This window comes from Vibrio sp. J1-1, assembly GCF_021728395.1.
In the GTDB taxonomy this organism is placed as follows: Bacteria; Pseudomonadota; Gammaproteobacteria; order Enterobacterales; family Vibrionaceae; genus Vibrio.
Genome location: NZ_JAKKCM010000015.1, coordinates 22,883 through 40,055 on the forward strand (window position 1 = coordinate 22,883; position 17,173 = coordinate 40,055).

General features: G+C 44.5%; 17 protein-coding genes. All 17 read left to right on the forward strand.

Annotated elements, in window-relative coordinates; all coding sequences use genetic code 11:
• Positions 1-38 precede the first annotated feature (38 nt).
• The gene (locus tag L3V31_RS18995) at positions 39-884 is read left to right on the forward strand and encodes an AAA family ATPase (protein WP_237318358.1); all 846 of its coding nucleotides are present in this window, start codon (positions 39-41) and stop codon (positions 882-884) included.
• A complete protein-coding gene (locus tag L3V31_RS19000; RefSeq protein ID WP_237318361.1) occupies positions 881-1,972 on the forward strand; it encodes a tetratricopeptide repeat protein in 1,092 nt (363 codons plus the stop codon). Before L3V31_RS18995 ends, L3V31_RS19000 begins: the two co-directional genes overlap by 4 nt.
• Entirely contained in the window at positions 1,969-3,693 is a 1,725-nt protein-coding gene (locus L3V31_RS19005; RefSeq protein ID WP_237318363.1) for a GspE/PulE family protein, read from the forward strand. Before L3V31_RS19000 ends, L3V31_RS19005 begins: the two co-directional genes overlap by 4 nt.
• An 8-nt stretch (positions 3,694-3,701) precedes the next feature.
• Positions 3,702-4,925, forward strand: coding sequence for a type II secretion system F family protein (locus L3V31_RS19010; RefSeq protein WP_237318365.1), 1,224 nt, complete (start codon positions 3,702-3,704; stop codon positions 4,923-4,925).
• Between the two features lie 3 nt (positions 4,926-4,928).
• Positions 4,929-5,384, forward strand: a complete 456-nt coding sequence (locus L3V31_RS19015; RefSeq protein ID WP_237318367.1) for an MSHA biogenesis protein MshF — start codon at positions 4,929-4,931, stop codon at positions 5,382-5,384.
• Positions 5,385-5,672: 288 nt separating this feature from the next.
• The gene (locus L3V31_RS19020; RefSeq protein ID WP_237318369.1) at positions 5,673-6,173 is read left to right on the forward strand and encodes a type II secretion system protein; all 501 of its coding nucleotides are present in this window, start codon (positions 5,673-5,675) and stop codon (positions 6,171-6,173) included.
• Between the two features lie 65 nt (positions 6,174-6,238).
• Positions 6,239-6,469: a type II secretion system protein gene (locus L3V31_RS19025; RefSeq protein WP_237318370.1), complete on the forward strand. Its 231-nt coding sequence runs from the start codon at positions 6,239-6,241 to the stop codon at positions 6,467-6,469.
• A gap of 124 nt (positions 6,470-6,593) precedes the next feature.
• The gene (locus L3V31_RS19030; protein WP_237318372.1) at positions 6,594-7,082 is read left to right on the forward strand and encodes a type II secretion system protein; all 489 of its coding nucleotides are present in this window, start codon (positions 6,594-6,596) and stop codon (positions 7,080-7,082) included.
• Positions 7,079-7,654: a prepilin-type N-terminal cleavage/methylation domain-containing protein gene (locus L3V31_RS19035; protein WP_237318374.1), complete on the forward strand. Its 576-nt coding sequence runs from the start codon at positions 7,079-7,081 to the stop codon at positions 7,652-7,654. Before L3V31_RS19030 ends, L3V31_RS19035 begins: the two co-directional genes overlap by 4 nt.
• Positions 7,654-8,364 (forward strand): prepilin-type N-terminal cleavage/methylation domain-containing protein, encoded by a 711-nt coding sequence (locus L3V31_RS19040; protein WP_237318376.1) that lies wholly within the window; start codon positions 7,654-7,656, stop codon positions 8,362-8,364. Before L3V31_RS19035 ends, L3V31_RS19040 begins: the two co-directional genes overlap by 1 nt.
• A complete protein-coding gene (locus L3V31_RS19045) occupies positions 8,354-8,788 on the forward strand; it encodes an MSHA biogenesis protein MshP (RefSeq protein WP_237318378.1) in 435 nt (144 codons plus the stop codon). Before L3V31_RS19040 ends, L3V31_RS19045 begins: the two co-directional genes overlap by 11 nt.
• Positions 8,789-8,792: 4 nt before the next feature.
• Positions 8,793-12,386 carry a DUF6701 domain-containing protein gene (locus tag L3V31_RS19050; protein WP_237318381.1) on the forward strand — a complete coding sequence of 1,198 codons (3,594 nt, stop codon included), beginning with the start codon at positions 8,793-8,795 and terminating at the stop codon, positions 12,384-12,386.
• A gap of 152 nt (positions 12,387-12,538) precedes the next feature.
• Positions 12,539-13,582 carry a rod shape-determining protein gene (locus L3V31_RS19055; RefSeq protein WP_014233099.1) on the forward strand — a complete coding sequence of 348 codons (1,044 nt, stop codon included), beginning with the start codon at positions 12,539-12,541 and terminating at the stop codon, positions 13,580-13,582.
• Between the two features lie 149 nt (positions 13,583-13,731).
• Positions 13,732-14,631 (forward strand): rod shape-determining protein MreC, encoded by a 900-nt coding sequence (gene mreC / locus L3V31_RS19060; protein ID WP_237318383.1) that lies wholly within the window; start codon positions 13,732-13,734, stop codon positions 14,629-14,631.
• A complete protein-coding gene (mreD, locus tag L3V31_RS19065; protein WP_237318385.1) occupies positions 14,621-15,109 on the forward strand; it encodes a rod shape-determining protein MreD in 489 nt (162 codons plus the stop codon). Before mreC ends, mreD begins: the two co-directional genes overlap by 11 nt.
• 4 nt (positions 15,110-15,113) lie before the next feature.
• Positions 15,114-15,683, forward strand: coding sequence for a Maf family protein (locus L3V31_RS19070; RefSeq protein WP_237318386.1), 570 nt, complete (start codon positions 15,114-15,116; stop codon positions 15,681-15,683).
• Between the two features lie 18 nt (positions 15,684-15,701).
• Positions 15,702-17,171, forward strand: a complete 1,470-nt coding sequence (gene rng, locus L3V31_RS19075; protein ID WP_237318388.1) for a ribonuclease G — start codon at positions 15,702-15,704, stop codon at positions 17,169-17,171.
• Positions 17,172-17,173: the final 2 nt, after the last annotated feature.

Below are 17,173 nucleotides of genomic sequence, written 5' to 3' on the forward strand. Positions count from 1 at the left end.
GGAAGTGTCCTGTATTTCGATGAGTTTGTGATTCGAGTATGTACTTGTCACATTTTGGATTTCGAGTTCAGCCGTTTTCACTCACCCCAAATACAGAAATGTTTTTGGGGTTAGTCCCTCATTATGAAGCAATTCAGACCATTCTGGCCGCAGTTCAAATGGGGGAAGGGGTTATTAAGGTGACCGGAGAAGTCGGCACCGGAAAAACCATGGTGTGCCGTAAACTGATTGAGCAGTTGGACTCACAAGTAGAGTTGGTTTACTTGCCAAACCCAGTCTTAAATGGTGAGCAGTTACAGTTTGCAGTTGCCAGAGAGTTAGGGATAGAGAATAACGATCCTTTGCTTATTGTGTCACTCATTCAGGAACATTTGATTCGCGTTCATTCATCAGCCAAGACAACGCTACTGATTGTGGATGAAGCGCAGGCACTTTCTCCTCAGGCACTAGAGGCATTACGCTTGCTTGGCAACTTAGAAACTGAACATGATAAGCTGATTCAGATCGTTTTATTTGGTCAGCCAGAACTTGATGAGCGCCTTGCTACTCATGATCTTAGACAGTTTCGCCAGCGCATTACGTTCAGTTGTGAGTTACGTCCGCTCTCGCTCGATGAGGGAGTAGCCTACATCAACAATCGTTTAGATATTGCGGGAAATGGAGCGCAGATCTTTTCAGTCGAGCAGAAAAAAGCGATTTGGCGTTCAGCGATGGGCATACCAAGACTGATCAATCAAATTTGTCACAAAGCTCTGCTAGCTGCGTTTAATGAAGGTTGTACTTTACTGAAAAATCAGCACGTTTATTTAGCAATACACGACACATTTGATGCCCGTAAACCCAAATTTAAAACACCCGTATTCTGGGGATGGAGTCAACGTTGAGTGCCATCAATAAAGCATTATCAGAAATCACAGAGAAAGCATCATCTTCTAAATTAACCAGAGCAGAGATTCCTCATGTTTCTCGTAGCAAGCATTGGTTATGGCTGGTGGCGGGCTTTTCGTTGAGCCTTGCTGTAGGCGGCTGGGCGGTATCTCAAGGTCCGGTTGCATCGGATGAGTTCGCACAATATCAATCAGGGGAAGCCCAGCAGGTAAAATCCACGCTGGATGAACCTGCTTATTCACCAACCAGTAAAATGACGCCTGAGACAAGTCGCCAGGTTTACACCAAGCCGGTGCAACAACAGCAAGTTATAGAAACGGCAGTACCCAATGCACCAGTGTCAGGTACGCCTAAACCTGAAGTGGACTCGTTTACGCCAAGACAAGAAGTGAGATCGGTTGCGCAAGCGCCAGTCTTACTTGCTCAAGTTGCCAGTTTTCCAAGTGAAAAGTCGGGCTCTATTACTGAAAGTTCGATGAATATTGAACAAGTTGAGCTGACGCATCATCAATTGGCACTCAAAGCGTTAGGTCGTGCAGAGAAAGCTTTGGATGCCAATGATATGCAAACCGCACTTTCTGCTTACCAAGAATCCTTGCGTTATCAACCAACCAATGTGGATACACGCCAAAAACTCGCAGCCCTTTATTTTGGAAAAGGTGACACGCGAAAAGCGTATGAAATCATTCAGGAAGGCATCAGTCTAGACACAAACAATCAAACATTGCGACTGGCTTTATCCAAGCTGTTGGTCAAAGCCAAGCAGCCTCAAGCGGCGCTTAGCCCGTTGGTTCATATGCCGCCAATGCCAAATCGTGATTATTTGGCGATGCGTGCGGTGTTGGCACAAAAGCAAAAGCAGGATGAAATTGCATTGGAGAGCTATCAATTACTGACTCAGCGCGATCCAGAAAATGCGCGCTGGTGGATGGGGTTAGGTATACAGCAGGAGCGAGCACAGCAGTTCACTTCGGCCATTAACTCATACAATAAAGCGTTGGGGAAAGTGGGGATATCGAACCAGTCACAAGCCTTTATTCGCGATCGATTGACCGTTCTTAAGCAGTTGGAGAATGCGCAATGAAAATTCAGTTAAGAAAACGCTTGGGTGACCTTCTAGTTGATGAAGCGATTGTATCCGAAGAGCAGATTCAACAAGCGCTTACGGCACAACGCAGCACGGGTCAAAAATTGGGTGACGCGTTAATTGACCTTGGTTTTATCACCGAGAAGCAGATGCTCAATTTCTTAGCGCAGCAGCTAGGGTTGCCGTTGATTGATCTTGGCCGCGCTCCGGTCGATCCTGAAGCCGTGCAAATCTTACCGGAAGTTCATGCTCGTCGACTGCGCGCGATGGTGGTTGCTCGTAATGGCCAAACGTTGCGTGTTGCGATGAGTGATCCGGCGGATCTATTCACGCAAGAGTCTCTGATGAACCTGCTTGGTGAATACAGTCTGGAATTTATCATTGCGTCGGAACGCCAGCTAATCGACAGTTTCGATCGTTACTATCGTCGTACTAAAGAGATCGCTTCATTTGCAGAGCAGTTGCAGGCGGAGCATCAAGATGTACAGAGCTTTGATTATGGGATCGACGAAACTGACAGCGAAGAAGTGACGGTTGTAAAACTGGTTAACTCCATGTTTGAAGATGCGGTTCAGGTAGGCGCGTCAGATATTCATATTGAGCCTGATGATAAAGTGCTCCGTCTTCGTCAGCGTATTGATGGTGTGTTACATGAAACGCTGTTAAATGAAGTCAACATTGCATCCGCGCTGGTTCTTCGTCTGAAGTTAATGGCTCAGCTGGATATTTCTGAAAAACGTCTGCCGCAAGATGGCCGTTTTAATATCAAAGTGCGCGGACAATCGATTGATATTCGTATGTCGACCATGCCGACCCAATATGGTGAGTCAGTGGTTATGCGTCTGCTTAACCAGTCTACGGGTTTACGTCCGTTGGAAGAGTCGGGTTTACCTCCTGAGCTACTTGCGCGCTTGCGACGTCAATTGTCACGTCCGCATGGGATGATTTTGGTCACCGGGCCGACTGGTTCCGGTAAAACGACCACACTTTATGGCGCTCTGAGTGAGCTAAATGAACCAGAAAAGAAAATCATCACCGCAGAAGATCCTGTTGAGTATCGATTGCCGCGTATTACGCAGGTTCAAATCAACAGTCGCATCGATCTAACCTTCTCCCGCGTGCTGCGCACGTTCCTGCGTCAGGATCCAGATATCATTCTGGTTGGTGAGATGCGTGATCAAGAAACTGTAGAGATAGGTTTGCGTGCAGCCCTGACTGGTCACTTGGTCCTGAGTACACTGCACACGAATGATGCTATCGACAGTGCCTTGCGAATGATTGATATGGGCGCGCCTGGTTACCTCGTGGCGAGTGCTGTGCGTGCGGTTGTTGCCCAGCGCCTTGTTCGCCGAGTCTGCCCAGACTGTAAAACAGAAGATTCTTTGGATGAATCACGCCGCCAGTGGTTAGCTGAGCGTTTTCCTAATCAAGTCGGTGTGACTTTCTACAAAGGAAGCGGTTGCCAAAACTGTAACCTGACAGGGTACCGTGGTCGAATCGGTGTGTTCGAAATGCTCGAGTTAGAAAACGAAATGATGGATAAACTGCGTGCTAATGATACGGTCGGTTTTGCCCAGGCCGCACGTCTATCTGAGAAATATAAACCTCTGTTGGCATCAGCGATGGAGCTCGCGTTGCAAGGCACTGTAAGTTTGGATGAAGTCATGGCCCTTGGGGAAGGGGATGCTTCTGGTAAAACTGATCCAATTTTTCTATAGGTAAGTGAATGCCAACTTTTCGTTATCAAGGTCGTACTCTAGACGGTTCGTCAGCCAGTGGCAAAATTGAAGCGGTTAACTCTGAATCTGCTGCGGAAGCGTTGATGAACAAGGGAGTGATCCCATTAAATCTGCGTTTAGAAAAAGAGAGAATGAAAAACCAGTTTAGCTTGTCGAAGTTGCTGGTTCCGGCTATTCCGTTAGAAGTGGTTATTCTGTTCTCGCGTCAGCTGTTCAGTTTGACCAAAGCTGGGGTGCCACTGCTGCGTTCAATGCGGGGATTACTGCAAAACTGTGAAAACAAACAGCTTAAAGAAGCCCTAGAAGAAGTGGTTTCTGAGCTGAGTAATGGCCGCAGTTTGTCATCTTCGATGCAGCAGCATAGTAGAGTTTTTAGCCCACTGTTTGTGTCGATGATTAACGTGGGCGAGAACACGGGTCGACTGGATCAGGCGTTGTTACAACTGGCAAATTATTATGAGCAGGAGCTGGAAACCCGTAAGCGAATTAAAGCCGCGATGCGTTATCCAACGTTTGTCATTGTCTTTATTACCATCGCTATGTTTATTCTGAATATCTTGGTGATTCCTGAGTTCGCTTCTATGTTCACGCGCTTTGGCGTCGATCTGCCATTACCAACTCGCATATTGATTGGGACCTCTAACTTCTTTGTAAACTATTGGGTACTGCTTATCGCTTTGATGATTGCGGCATTTATTATTTTTAAGTCTTGGGTTGCGACTGCAGCTGGCCGGGAAGCGTTTGACCGATTCTGTCTGCGCTTGCCCATAGTTGGTGATATTGTCAACCGCGCTCAATTATCACGCTTTTCTCGCACCTTCGCTTTGATGTTGAAGTCTGGCGTGCCGCTTAACCAGTCGCTGGCACTTTCTGCTGAAGCGTTAGGTAACCGCTTTTTAGAGAACCGTATTTTAGAGATGAAGTCTGCCATTGAAGCGGGCAGTACGATTTCGGTCACGGCCATCAACAGTAAGATATTTACCCCATTGGTGATCCAGATGATCGCCGTGGGGGAAGAAACGGGCCGCATTGATGAACTATTACTCGAAGTGTCTGAGTACTACGATCGTGAAGTGGATTACGATCTAAAAACGCTGACCGCTCGGATAGAACCATTACTCTTGGTGATCGTGGCTGGTATGGTAATGGTGCTCGCACTCGGTATATTCCTGCCAATGTGGGGGATGCTGGACATCATCAAAGGCGGTTAATGCGTGGTTGAAAATCAAAACCGAGCCACGCTGGTACTCTGCGGTCTGGTCGCTATTATTTTTGTTGGATTAGTGTTTAAATTCCAGTTAGTTGCAGAAGAAGCACGGGTGACGGGGGCAAGATTGGCTAAGGTCTGGATGCTCGATAGCGTCCAGAGATATAAAGAAGCCTGGCTACTGCAAGGTGAGCCAAAACAATTGGAGATGGACGGTTTTCATCTAACAATGACTGAACGAGGGCTAGTCTCTCCATTTAGCGAACAAGGCGACTTAGATTGTGCCTATTGGTTAGCGGTGCATTACCCTCAGCGTAAGATCATGACCATTGAACCATCCGCAATAGACGGGACGATAAAAAATGACCTTTATATATGCAACTATACATACAAAAAATCTTACAAGGTGATAGTTACCGCTAACACGAATAACCTAATAAGTGTCGAAATATTGTCGGAGTGATTTTTTTGACGTTTTATTACTATAAACAAGCACATAAAATAGATATAATACTCGCATTAAAATTACTAAATAGTTGTAATGTTAAGCAAGTTAGCACATATTCGATTCATTGCACTTGTAACTAAATAATAGTGAACTGTTACTCCTGAACAGGGGCAGTTCCGCTTCCATTTCGCTATTTGACTTAGTGAACTTTACAGCCCAGCACCATTGTGACTCTATCACAAATGGGGCGACCTAATTTATCTTTTGCAGTCAGACTGCATACTTACATAGAGAGAGTTAATAATGAAAAGACAAGGTGGTTTCACCCTTATCGAACTAGTAGTGGTAATTGTAATCCTAGGTATTCTAGCGGTAACTGCGGCACCACGTTTTTTAAACTTGCAATCTGATGCTCGCGCTTCTTCGCTTCAAGGGCTTAAAGGTGCAATCGAAGGTGCAGCTGGTATTACCTATGGTAAAGCAGCGATTGACGGCATTGAGAAAACAGCACCAGGCGATACAGTTCTAGTTGACGATATACTTGTAGGCTTCGGTTATCCAGTTGCTGCTACTAACGGTCTAGATAATGCTGTTAATGGCTTAAGTGCTGATTGGGCACTTGTGAACGAAGGTACTAATCCTGACACGTTGGTTGCAACGTTTGTTAGTGGTGATTTGAAAGCTGGTTTTGATGATGCTAAGAATACAGTTACTGCTATCACTAGTAGTAACTGCTTTGTGAGATACACAGAAGCGACATCAACAACTGAGCCTACCACAACAGTTGTTGATACTGGCTGTTAATAAGTTATTACTTAAAGGCCAGCTAGTCTGGCCTTTATCTCTTGATTAATCTCGGAATACCTAATATGCGTCAATCATCGGGCTTTAGTGCAATCGAATTTGTGGTTGTGCTCATTATCTTAGGTGTAATCGGCTATGTGGTATTACCAAGATTTATCAGTTTTGAACCAGAGACATATGAAGCGAAATGGGAACAAACTAAGCAAACCGCTGAGCACGTTTCTGAGACGCTAAGTAATAAAGAAACCTACGATAGAATTGAACAAGAATTAGGACGTTCAAAAACAGATAAATAACCTGTGTTGATTATTTGTACACTTGCTCGCACTTCGAATTGAAAACGTATAACCCTATCATAATTAATACAAAATCATCGTATACTTAAATCACTTGTCCTAAATTTAAGCCTGAGGTTGGGTAATGAAAATTCGCAGCTCTACATTAGGGTTTACATTAACGGAATTGATCCTAGTGATCGTTCTTCTCTCCATCCTTTCTCTCTTTGCGGCTAGCCGTTTTATCGGCAAGAGCAGCTTTTCTGCATTTGCACTTCAGGAACAAGTCATCTCTGTGATTCGTCAGGTACAAGTTAATCGAATGCAGTCGAATATTGATGGCACGGATGACAATTTTCGTTTGCAAGTTTCAAGTTCATGTATTGGCTCAGTAGCTGCCTGTGCGCTCAGTAATAGTCAGCGAGATTCACGCAGCGATTTTGTCGCTGATGATTCGGCTCAGTTCTCCATTAAAGGTGATGTCGAAAGACCCATTGATTTTAGCTTACTTGGAAATCCGCTGAATTCAGCGAGTAGCGGTGTCTCTATACTCATCGAGAATAAGAATGGTGGCAGTCGTTGTGAAGTTGATATCAACAGCCAAGGCTATGTTTCAAAAGGAGCGTGCTCATGAAAACAGTTCGCGGCATGACTTTAATTGAAATGATCATCGCTATCGTCTTGATGGGCATAGCGATGGTGGCGTTTACATCTTTTCTTGTCCCTCAGCTTCGTGATTCTGCCAATCCCCAATACCAAACTCGTGCTTCAGCTTTAGCACAAAGTTTTATGTCGCAAATCCTTGCTCGTGGTTTTGACGACAACAGTAACTTTGATGGTGGCTGGGTACGTTGTGGTGAGAAGTCCGTCAACTGCACTCCGTCTGAAGATCTTGGCGCTGAAACTGGGGAGTTACTTCCTGCAGATTTTAATGATGTTGATGACTTTATCGGTTGCTGGAGTACACCCAATACTCTCTCACAATGTAATAGTGTATCTCGAGGAAATATTGCCGATGTTTTGGCGAACGTTGGAGAAGATAGTGCAGAACAATATAAAAATTTTAGGGTAGAAGTCCAAGTTGCCTATGATGATTTAGGTGGCTCGGAGACAAGTGCTCTACCTAAGTATAAAAAAGTGACATTGACTATCTTTGCGGGCACGACTCAACCCCTGACTTTAACGGCTTTAAAAGGGAACTACTAATGAAAGAGCGTGGTTTCACTTTAATTGAAATGGTCATTACGATAGTTATTGGTAGTATCATAATGTTGGGTATTGCCGGTTATATTAAACTAGGGATGAAAGGTTACGCAGACAGCATTGACCGTCAGCGAGTACAGACAGAAGCACAGTTTGTGATCGAGAAAATGTCCCGTGAAATTCGCCATGCTGTGCCAAATAGTTTTCACGAGCCATCTGGGACAAGCAATTGTTTGGAATTTGTACCCATTGAATATTCTGGCTTTTATGTATTTACGGCGAACGATATTGAATTTTTAGTCGGTAATGATCCTGATCTTGAGTCCATTCCAGAGAAGAATCGGATGGTGATTAACCCTAGCCGTTATGAGGACCTTCAGTCATCTTCCCAAAGTATTAATATTAGTGGTTTAACCAAAACGAAAGAGGCATTTGTCGTCAGTGGTGCTGCCAGTACGATAGGTGCGACATCGGTTTCGGGTCGCCATTACATCTACCAACCCAGTTCTGAAGTCCGTTACTGCTTCGATAACGGCCGAGTACTTCGTAATAATGTCATTGTCACGGATAGTATTGATACATCAGCGAGTTACATGCGTTATGTTGAGCCTACTCTACAACGTGGTGGGCTAGTGCACATTAACTTAGAGTTTTTACAGGATGGGGAGCGTAGTGTGTATCAGCAAGACGTGCAGGTGCTCAATGTTCCGTAAACGAAATCAGCAAGGTAATATTCTCATCGTGGTGCTTTTTGTCATTATTGTGATGGGGTATTTAGCCGCCTCTCTTATGAGAATAAGTTGGTCAAATCAAAGTGGGCTAACCCGAGAGTTTTTAGGAACAAAAGCTTGGTTTGTTGCTCAATCGGCCAATGAGTGGGCACTGACACAGTTGTACCCGCTTAACGATGATGACCCTGATATCGCAGATATTTGTTTGAATGAGGTCAGTGGTGCAACCCCTAATGTTATACAAAATACGGCATGTAGGATTAATAAGATGAGTTGTTTGAAGTTGGGGGTTCTGAATGAAGGGACTTCAGAAGCACAGTCTTTATTTAGAGTGCAAGCAACCGCCATTTGTGGTTCTGGGCTGTCTCAAGTACAGCGTCAGCAAGAAGTTTGGGTTAGGGAGTAGAACAATGAACAAGATAGTCTTAATGTTTGCTTTGATAACTATGCCGTTTTTTTCTCATGCTGACGATTGGGATGAGACTGAGTCGTGTCGTGTAAAACTCAAAGATTCATTTGCTATTGAAGCTAAGTATTGCGATGACTGCGATACTGATGACATCAAATTTTATGTTCGAGGGAAAAAAGACAACACAATAGAACTGAAAGAGGATGTTATTTATCTAAAAAAAGAAGGTAATGTTAATGGCAATAGTAAAAGTGTTTTATACCGTTTATGGTCTGCCAATGACGATGTCGATGGTATTTTTAATGAAGACGAAGACCATTTAGATGGGGATACAGTTTATACCATTCGTATTGAATTTAATGATATCGAAAAGAGCGGGAATAGTTATACCGTAAACTTGTCTTACTTTTTATATGATGGAACAACACTTCTTAGAACAGGATTCGAAAGTAGAGTTGAGTTTGATGATCTGTCGAACAGCTCTGATGTGTTTTTCGAACAAGATGAAGACTTATTCGATTTAAACTGTAGACCTTCATCGAGACCAGAACCTAATCCAGAGCCAGAATTTTCAGTACCTGACAATGTTTGTGAATCGTTTCCTGAACCGATTCAAGGCTGGAAACAGAGTCAAAGTAAGCTTGTGGTTACTAACAAGGAAGTAAGGATTACAGGCTGGTCAGATGAATATTTGGCAGATAGTCAAAACTACTATACCTATAAGCAGGACTGGGAGAACGGAAGTGAATGGTCCACTCTGCGTATAGGTTTTGATAAAGGGGGGCAAGCTTGGCAACTTTATCAAAACCCAGATTCAAAGGTTTGTAACGATGCTATGGGCTGTCTCCCTGGAGATGGTGTCGCAGGGGATGGCAGTTTGGCAGGCAACGATGGTTTAGTTGAAAGTCGCAAAGCACAGACACCAACGCCTCTTGCTGCTGCTTTTAATTCCGGTCGCGTTCTAGTGATTCGCATGAAAGAAACTGACGCGAACTTCTATGGCAAAGTGTGTTTGTCGGAATCTGATGCTTGCTCGTTCACTGAGTCTGGGGGAAAGGTTGTGATTCGCCTGAAGCGCGACCTGAAGAGCCTAGATATTAAAGGTTACAACACTAATAAGACGGTAGAGCTTCAGTTGGACGGGAAACGAGTGATCGAAAGGTTTTCTTATGATTCAGGCAATGATCTGTCCCTTTACTTCAGTGACAATGCAGAACTAACGGTAAAAACGTTTATAAATACCGGTTCCAATCCAAAACTTATTTTTGGTAGTAATGTTACCGTTAATGTCGTGGGTACAGACCAACCACCAGGCTCTTACCTCAATAAGAATGCAGACTTTGCTTTAGAAGGTGCCTATTTTGATTATCGAACTTATCAAAAAGAGCTCACTTTACCTGTAATTTATGGTCCGAAAGCGAGCTTTCATTTCAAGACTAATTCAGGACAGGTATTCAAAGGCTTTATTCTTGCTAAGAGTATAGTTCTTGATACCAGTGAACATATGTACGGTGCGATCACGAGTCTTTGGTTAGATATGCGAGGATCCTCTAAAGTAAGTAAACCCGATTACTCTTGTAGCTCAATCGTACCTAATGAGGGTGATTATTCTCTTGAGCTTACCCCTGAATCTGCATTTTCACTGATTTGTGAGGATATAAGTCCGACGGTGTCCGTCGTATCCGATGGTAAGCTAGCATCAGATTTTAACGGTACGGTAGTCGTTTCTGTCGATGGTGTTGAACAACGTTATTCTGGCCCTATTAATCAATTTACAATTGAGAGCGGAGGGGCTAGTAAAGTGGTCTCTGTCAACGCTTATATAGCGAGTGAGAAAGATAGTACGCTCGTATATGGAGAATATAAATTTGTGCCGTTTAAGTTTAATGTTGAAGATCAATATGTTATAGCAAGTAAAGAGAAAAAAACGACCGTCTCAGCTTTGGCTTGTATTAGCGGGAAACGAGTGGATGTTGGTTACAACGGGCAGCCTAATGTGAGTTTTCAGTGGGTAGCTCCGAGCCGTGGGGTTGGTAAATTAGATTTTTCGCCTTCTCTGAGCGATGGGAGCTCTACCAATGCTTTGGTACTAGAAGATTCTGGCAAAGCCACTGTAACTCTAGAAGATGATAGCTTTGATTGTAGCGGTTTAGATGATTGTCCAATTGAAGGTAGTGGAATATTAAAAGGGCAATTTACGGTTTATTCTCGTCCCTGGACGTTTGCTATTTGTGCTGCTGATACCCGCTCAATGGATGGAAACATCACCGACTCAGCAACTAGTGCTTTTACTTCTGCTGGTAACGCTTTTGAACTTTATGTTCGCCCATTACGGTGGGTAGATGGTGGTCACGATAGTGATCCTGTTGGTGGTCGACAGGATATTGAAACCTCTGCGTATTGCAACTCTGCCGTTACTCAAAATTTCTTCAGTTCAGCTAATAGTTTAGCTACTAATGTCGAACTGACTCACCAAGTTGCTCAACCGAGTGGTGGCGCCGATGGCTCTCTTTCTGGAACACTTGTACATAGTAATACGGAAGGTCAAAACAACAGCTATTTATCTTTCAGTGAACTTTCCTGGAGTGAAGTTGGTGTGTTACGAGTCAATGCTGATACACAAGCTGATTACCTGGGAATGAATGTCAATCTGGGCTACCGAGATATTGGTCGCTTCTACCCTCATCATTTTAAATTGGATTCAAACAGTTGGTCTGCTGTGGATGATCAAAATGATATCAACTATATGGGACAGCCTTTTACGCTCGCTGAAATTTATATTTCACCTTATGCAAAAGGATGGAATACTGCCCTGAAAAACTATCATTCATTTGATTCTTCACTAGTTGCTGCCTTTGGTGTGGCGAAGGATAAAGATATTGATAACCAACTCATACTTGATACAGCGCTTGGTCAGTGGGGTGAAAGCGCTTCACATTCACAATGGTCTTTAAGTGATGACTCTGCCTATGTCACTAAACTAGTTTCACCGAATGGTCCATTTAATACTGATGATAACAACTCGGAAGATTCAAAGTTTGGTTTAACTATTTCGGGTGAAGATCCTGTCAAGTTTTACAGTAGTGATGACAGCGAAACACTACTTACACAGGTATTAACGAATCAACCTCCTGTAAGGTTTGGTCGTGTTAACCTTGATGATGTCGGTGGACACCAAGGTGACACCTTACGCATCCCACTACGTGTTGAATACTGGAGCGGTAGTCGCTTTGTGCAAAATGTAGATGATGACGGAACGGTTATTTATTCAGATCTTGATGGATATCCAAAGACAATTTGGTCTGACGACAAAAGCGATTGTTCGATTTTGCTAGAAGGACATGACACAGTTACAGAAGGTGTGACGCGAGAGCTATCAGCTAGGCAAGATCCGAATACATGTAACCTAGTGGGACGTCAACAATCTCGACTTTGGTTGCAGCTTAAAGGCGGTTCTAACAACCTCCCTTGGCTAAAATACGATTGGGACAATGATGGTGAGGAAGAAAACCCATCCTCTGTCGTTACCTTTGGAATCCACCGTGGTAACGATCGAGTGATTTACCGTGGCGAGCCGGGGTTAACTGCCCAGTAACAAACTTCGGTTTTTGCACTTAAGTTAGGAAACTGCAAGAAATTGGTGCTTTCCACCCATGTTTGTGTACCAATACCTTGCTGTGACAGCGAGGCATTGGTACATTTAGGACAATTTTTGTCTTTAATATTTTTGCAGGATGAACGAAGAGTATGTTTAAGAAACTTCGTGGCATGTTTTCTAACGATTTATCGATCGACTTAGGTACAGCCAACACTCTAATTTACGTAAAGGGGCAAGGTATTGTCCTTGATGAACCTTCTGTAGTTGCTATTCGTCAAGATCGTGTAGGTTCTGCAAAAAGCGTTGCTGCAGTCGGTCACGCAGCAAAGCAAATGCTTGGTCGTACACCAGGTAACATTTCTGCTATTCGTCCGATGAAAGATGGCGTGATTGCTGACTTCTACGTGACGGAAAAAATGCTGCAACACTTCATTAAGCAGGTTCATGACAACAGCATTCTGAAACCTAGCCCACGCGTTTTGGTTTGTGTTCCTTGTGGTTCGACTCAAGTTGAGCGCCGAGCGATTCGCGAATCGGCACTAGGTGCTGGCGCTCGTGAAGTATACCTAATCGATGAGCCTATGGCGGCAGCAATCGGTGCTGGCCTGCGTGTATCTGAGCCGACTGGTTCAATGGTGGTAGATATCGGTGGTGGTACAACTGAAGTTGCAGTTATCTCGCTAAACGGTGTGGTTTACTCGTCTTCTGTTCGTATTGGTGGTGACCGCTTTGATGAAGCTGTTATCAATTACGTTCGTCGTAACTACGGCAGCTTGATTGGTGAAGCAACAGCAGAAAAGATCAAACACGAAATCGGCTCAGCTTACCCTGGCGATGAAGTCCTAGAGATTGAAGTTCGTGGCCGTAACCTTGCAGAAGGTGTACCGCGTAGCTTTAGCCTGAACTCAAATGAAATCCTTGAAGCGCTGCAAGAGCCGCTTTCTGGTATTGTATCGGCAGTGATGGTTGCACTAGAACAGTGTCCACCAGAGCTTGCATCAGATATCTCTGAAAACGGCATGGTTCTGACTGGTGGTGGTGCACTACTGAAAGATCTAGACCGTCTACTGATGGAAGAAACTGGGATTCCAGTTGTTATCGCTGAAGATCCGCTGACTTGTGTAGCTCGTGGTGGCGGTAAAGCTCTAGAAATGATCGACATGCACGGTGGCGATCTATTTTCTGAAGAATAAAAGTTTAGGTGGAGCTCAAAGTGAGCTTCACCTTCATTTCTGCTCTCTCTGTAATTCAAATATGCTCCATACCTGAACGTATTTAATGCAAGATTTCAGGTTGCCAATTAAGGCTCAATAGCTATGGAAGCAATCAGGTCAAAAACAAGATGAATCCGATCTTTGGCAGAGGACCATCTCTGCAATTACGTCTGTTTTTTGCTGTCATCATGTCGGCGAGCTTAATGCTGGCGGATAGTCGTCTGGATACGTTCTCTAACGTTCGATATTTACTGAACAGTGCGGTTGCGCCAATTCAGTATGCCGCTAACTTACCTCGTAGTATGTTCGATGGTGTCTTTGAGCGTTTCAATACGCGTCAGACGCTCGTTGAAGGCAATCGTAATTTAAAGCGAGAAGTGCTACGTCTGAAAAGCGAGCTGATCTTGCTTGATCAATATAGAGAAGAAAACCAACGCTTACGAAAACTGTTGGGGTCATCATTTGTCCGTGATGAAAAGAAAGTCGTGACGGAAGTCATGGCGGTCGACACATCACCTTATCGTCATCAGGTCGTGATAGATAAAGGCCAGATCGACGGTGTATACGTGGGTCAGCCGGTTATCAACGAAAAAGGGATTGTGGGTCAGGTAACGTTTGTTGCTGCGCATAACGCTCGAGTTTTGCTGCTGACTGATGCGAAGAACGCAATTCCTGTTCAAGTAATTCGTAATGACATCAGAGTGATTGCATCCGGCAATGGTGAAATGGATGAAATCCAACTCGAACATATTCCAACCAGTACCGACATTCAGGTCGGCGACTTGTTGGTGACATCCGGACTGGGAGGTATTTACCCAGAAGGTTATCCGGTAGCGAATGTCACAGTCGTCGAGCACGATACTCGTCAGGAGTTTGCATCCATTAAAGCGGAGCCAGTGGTTGAGTTTGAGCGTCTGCGATACCTGCTACTCATTTGGCCAAATGAAGATCGTCAACACAAAGTCATGCAATCCAATGTCGATGAAGATGTAGAGCAAGCAGAACAAGAGGTAACTGATGGCCAGTAATGTATTTCGAAGCCGAATGGTTATTGGCGTTAGCTTCTTTGTTGCGCTGGTTTTACAAACTATCCCGTGGCCGGGCGATCTGGAACTGTTCCGTCCGTCATGGCTGTTTTTAGTCACCTGTTACTGGGTCTTGGCGCTGCCGAACCGGGTTAATGTGGGTAGCGCGTTAATTCTGGGTCTTATATGGGACATATTGGTTGGTTCGACTCTGGGAATTCGGGGCATGATGATGTCTATCATCATCTATTTGGTTGCGCTAAATTTCTTGTTAATCCGTAATATGGCATTGTGGCAACAATCGATTTTAATTGCCTTTTTTACTGTGTTACTGGAACTTTTGATATTCAGTGGGGAATATTTGAACCAGGACGTAGTATTTAACCCATTATCCCTGTGGACGGCGGCAATAAACTGTATACTTTGGCCATGGATGTTTTTATTAATGCGACGAGTGCGTCGAGCATGGCACGTTAGGTAAAAGTGTGAAAAAAAGCTTATCACTCGTTCTCGCTTCAGGCTCTCCCAGAAGAAAGGAGTTACTTGCTCAACTGGGTTACGATTTTGATATCGTATTACCTGATATTGAGGAAGCCAAACAGGCTCATGAGCAGGCACACGATTATGTGCTGCGTCTTTCTCTGGAAAAAGCTCAGGCAGGCTTAGCATTAGCTAAGCCTGATTCCGTTGTATTGGGCTCTGACACTGTGGTGGTATGTGATGACCAGGTGTTGGAGAAGCCCACAAATTTCGAAGATGCGAAGCGTATGCTTACTCGCTTATCTGGGCGTCAGCACCAAGTGATGACCGCAGTGAGTGTCGTTTCATCGCAACAACAACATTCAGTGGTCGTCATCACTGATGTCTGGTTCAAGCCTTTGACTCACGAAGAAATCGAACAATATTGGCAGTCAGGTGAACCATGCGATAAAGCTGGAAGTTATGGTATTCAGGGACTCGGAGGGCGTTTTGTCACCCGAATCGAAGGCAGTTATCACGCAGTAGTAGGCTTACCTTTGTTCGAAACCGATCAGCTAATCCAAGAATTTTTATAATTATTTTGAGGTGTGCACATGAGTGCAGAATTGCTGCTAAACGTGACCCCGAGTGAAACTCGTGTGGCCATGATTGAAGGTGGAGTGCTACAAGAAATTCATATCGAGCGCGAATCTCGTCGCGGTATCGTAGGTAATATCTACAAAGGCAAAGTCAGCCGAGTACTACCCGGTATGCAGGCGGCTTTCGTTGATATTGGTTTAGATAAAGCTGCGTTTTTGCATGCGTCTGATATCGTACCGCATACAGAGTGTGTGGCAGAAAACGAAAAACAACAGTTTCAGGTTCGTGATATTTCAGAGTTGGTTCGCCAGGGGCAGGATATCGTGGTGCAAGTGGTTAAAGATCCGCTTGGTACCAAAGGTGCGCGTTTAACTACCGACATTACACTTCCTTCCCGTTATCTGGTTTTCATGCCGGGCGCAAGCCACGTAGGTGTATCACAACGTATTGAAAGCGAAGGCGAACGTGAGCGTTTGAAGAAAGTCGTCAACCAATACTGTGATGAACACGGTGGATTCATTATCCGAACTGCAGCCGAGGGGGCGGATGAAAAAGAGCTTTCTCAGGACGCCGCGTTTTTAAAACGCTTATGGCTTAAAGTCATGGAGCGCCGTTCTAAATATAAAACGCGCTCGACACTTTACGGTGAGCTGGGTCTGGCACAGCGTATTCTGCGCGACTTTGTTGGCACAGAGCTGGATAAGATTCTGGTCGATTCGCGCTTGGAGTATGACAATCTTCAAGAGTTCACCTCGGAATATGTCCCTGAGTTGACCGACAAACTTGAGCTTTATGAAGGTGATAAGCCAATCTTCGATATGTACGACACGGAGAACGAGATCCAACGTTCTTTAGAGCGCAAGGTGGAACTGAAATCCGGCGGTTACCTGATCATCGATCAAACTGAAGCGATGACGACCATAGATATTAATACCGGTGCGTTTGTCGGTCGTCGTAACTTAGAAGAGACGATTTTCAATACCAATATTGAAGCCACTCAGGCGATAGCTCGTCAGCTACGCTTACGTAACCTTGGTGGCATCATAATTATCGATTTTATCGACATGGCGTCTGAAGAGCATCGTCAACGCGTTATTACTTCTCTTGAAGCAGCACTGTCGAAAGACCGAGTAAAAACCAACATTAACGGCTTTACTCAACTGGGTCTGGTTGAAATGACTCGTAAGCGTACGCGCGAAAGTATTGAACATATTCTTTGTTCTGGTTGTCCTACTTGTGAAGGTCGCGGCACAGTGAAAACGGTCGAGACTGTGTGTTTCGAGATTCTGCGCGAAATCACCCGAGTGAATCGAGCGTACGATGCTGACAACTTTGTTGTTTACGCGTCCCCGTTCGTCGCAGAAGCGCTGCTCGGTGATGAGTCACACGCTCTGGCAGAACTCGAAGTCTTTATTGGTAAGCAAGTGCGAATTCAGGCTGAGCCCCTGTACATTCAGGAGCAGTTTGACGTTGTGATGATGTAATT

Coding starts and splice junctions, on each gene's coding strand:
- L3V31_RS18995 (WP_237318358.1), top strand. CDS start 39: ATGTACTTGTCACATTTTGGATTTCGAGTTCAGCCGTTTTCACTCACC.
- L3V31_RS19005 (WP_237318363.1), top strand. CDS start 1,969: ATGAAAATTCAGTTAAGAAAACGCTTGGGTGACCTTCTAGTTGATGAA.
- L3V31_RS19010 (WP_237318365.1), top strand. CDS start 3,702: ATGCCAACTTTTCGTTATCAAGGTCGTACTCTAGACGGTTCGTCAGCC.
- L3V31_RS19020 (WP_237318369.1), top strand. CDS start 5,673: ATGAAAAGACAAGGTGGTTTCACCCTTATCGAACTAGTAGTGGTAATT.
- L3V31_RS19025 (WP_237318370.1), top strand. CDS start 6,239: ATGCGTCAATCATCGGGCTTTAGTGCAATCGAATTTGTGGTTGTGCTC.
- L3V31_RS19030 (WP_237318372.1), top strand. CDS start 6,594: ATGAAAATTCGCAGCTCTACATTAGGGTTTACATTAACGGAATTGATC.
- L3V31_RS19035 (WP_237318374.1), top strand. CDS start 7,079: ATGAAAACAGTTCGCGGCATGACTTTAATTGAAATGATCATCGCTATC.
- L3V31_RS19040 (WP_237318376.1), top strand. CDS start 7,654: ATGAAAGAGCGTGGTTTCACTTTAATTGAAATGGTCATTACGATAGTT.
- L3V31_RS19045 (WP_237318378.1), top strand. CDS start 8,354: ATGTTCCGTAAACGAAATCAGCAAGGTAATATTCTCATCGTGGTGCTT.
- L3V31_RS19050 (WP_237318381.1), top strand. CDS start 8,793: ATGAACAAGATAGTCTTAATGTTTGCTTTGATAACTATGCCGTTTTTT.
- L3V31_RS19055 (WP_014233099.1), top strand. CDS start 12,539: ATGTTTAAGAAACTTCGTGGCATGTTTTCTAACGATTTATCGATCGAC.
- mreC (WP_237318383.1), top strand. CDS start 13,732: ATGAATCCGATCTTTGGCAGAGGACCATCTCTGCAATTACGTCTGTTT.
- mreD (WP_237318385.1), top strand. CDS start 14,621: ATGGCCAGTAATGTATTTCGAAGCCGAATGGTTATTGGCGTTAGCTTC.
- rng (WP_237318388.1), top strand. CDS start 15,702: ATGAGTGCAGAATTGCTGCTAAACGTGACCCCGAGTGAAACTCGTGTG.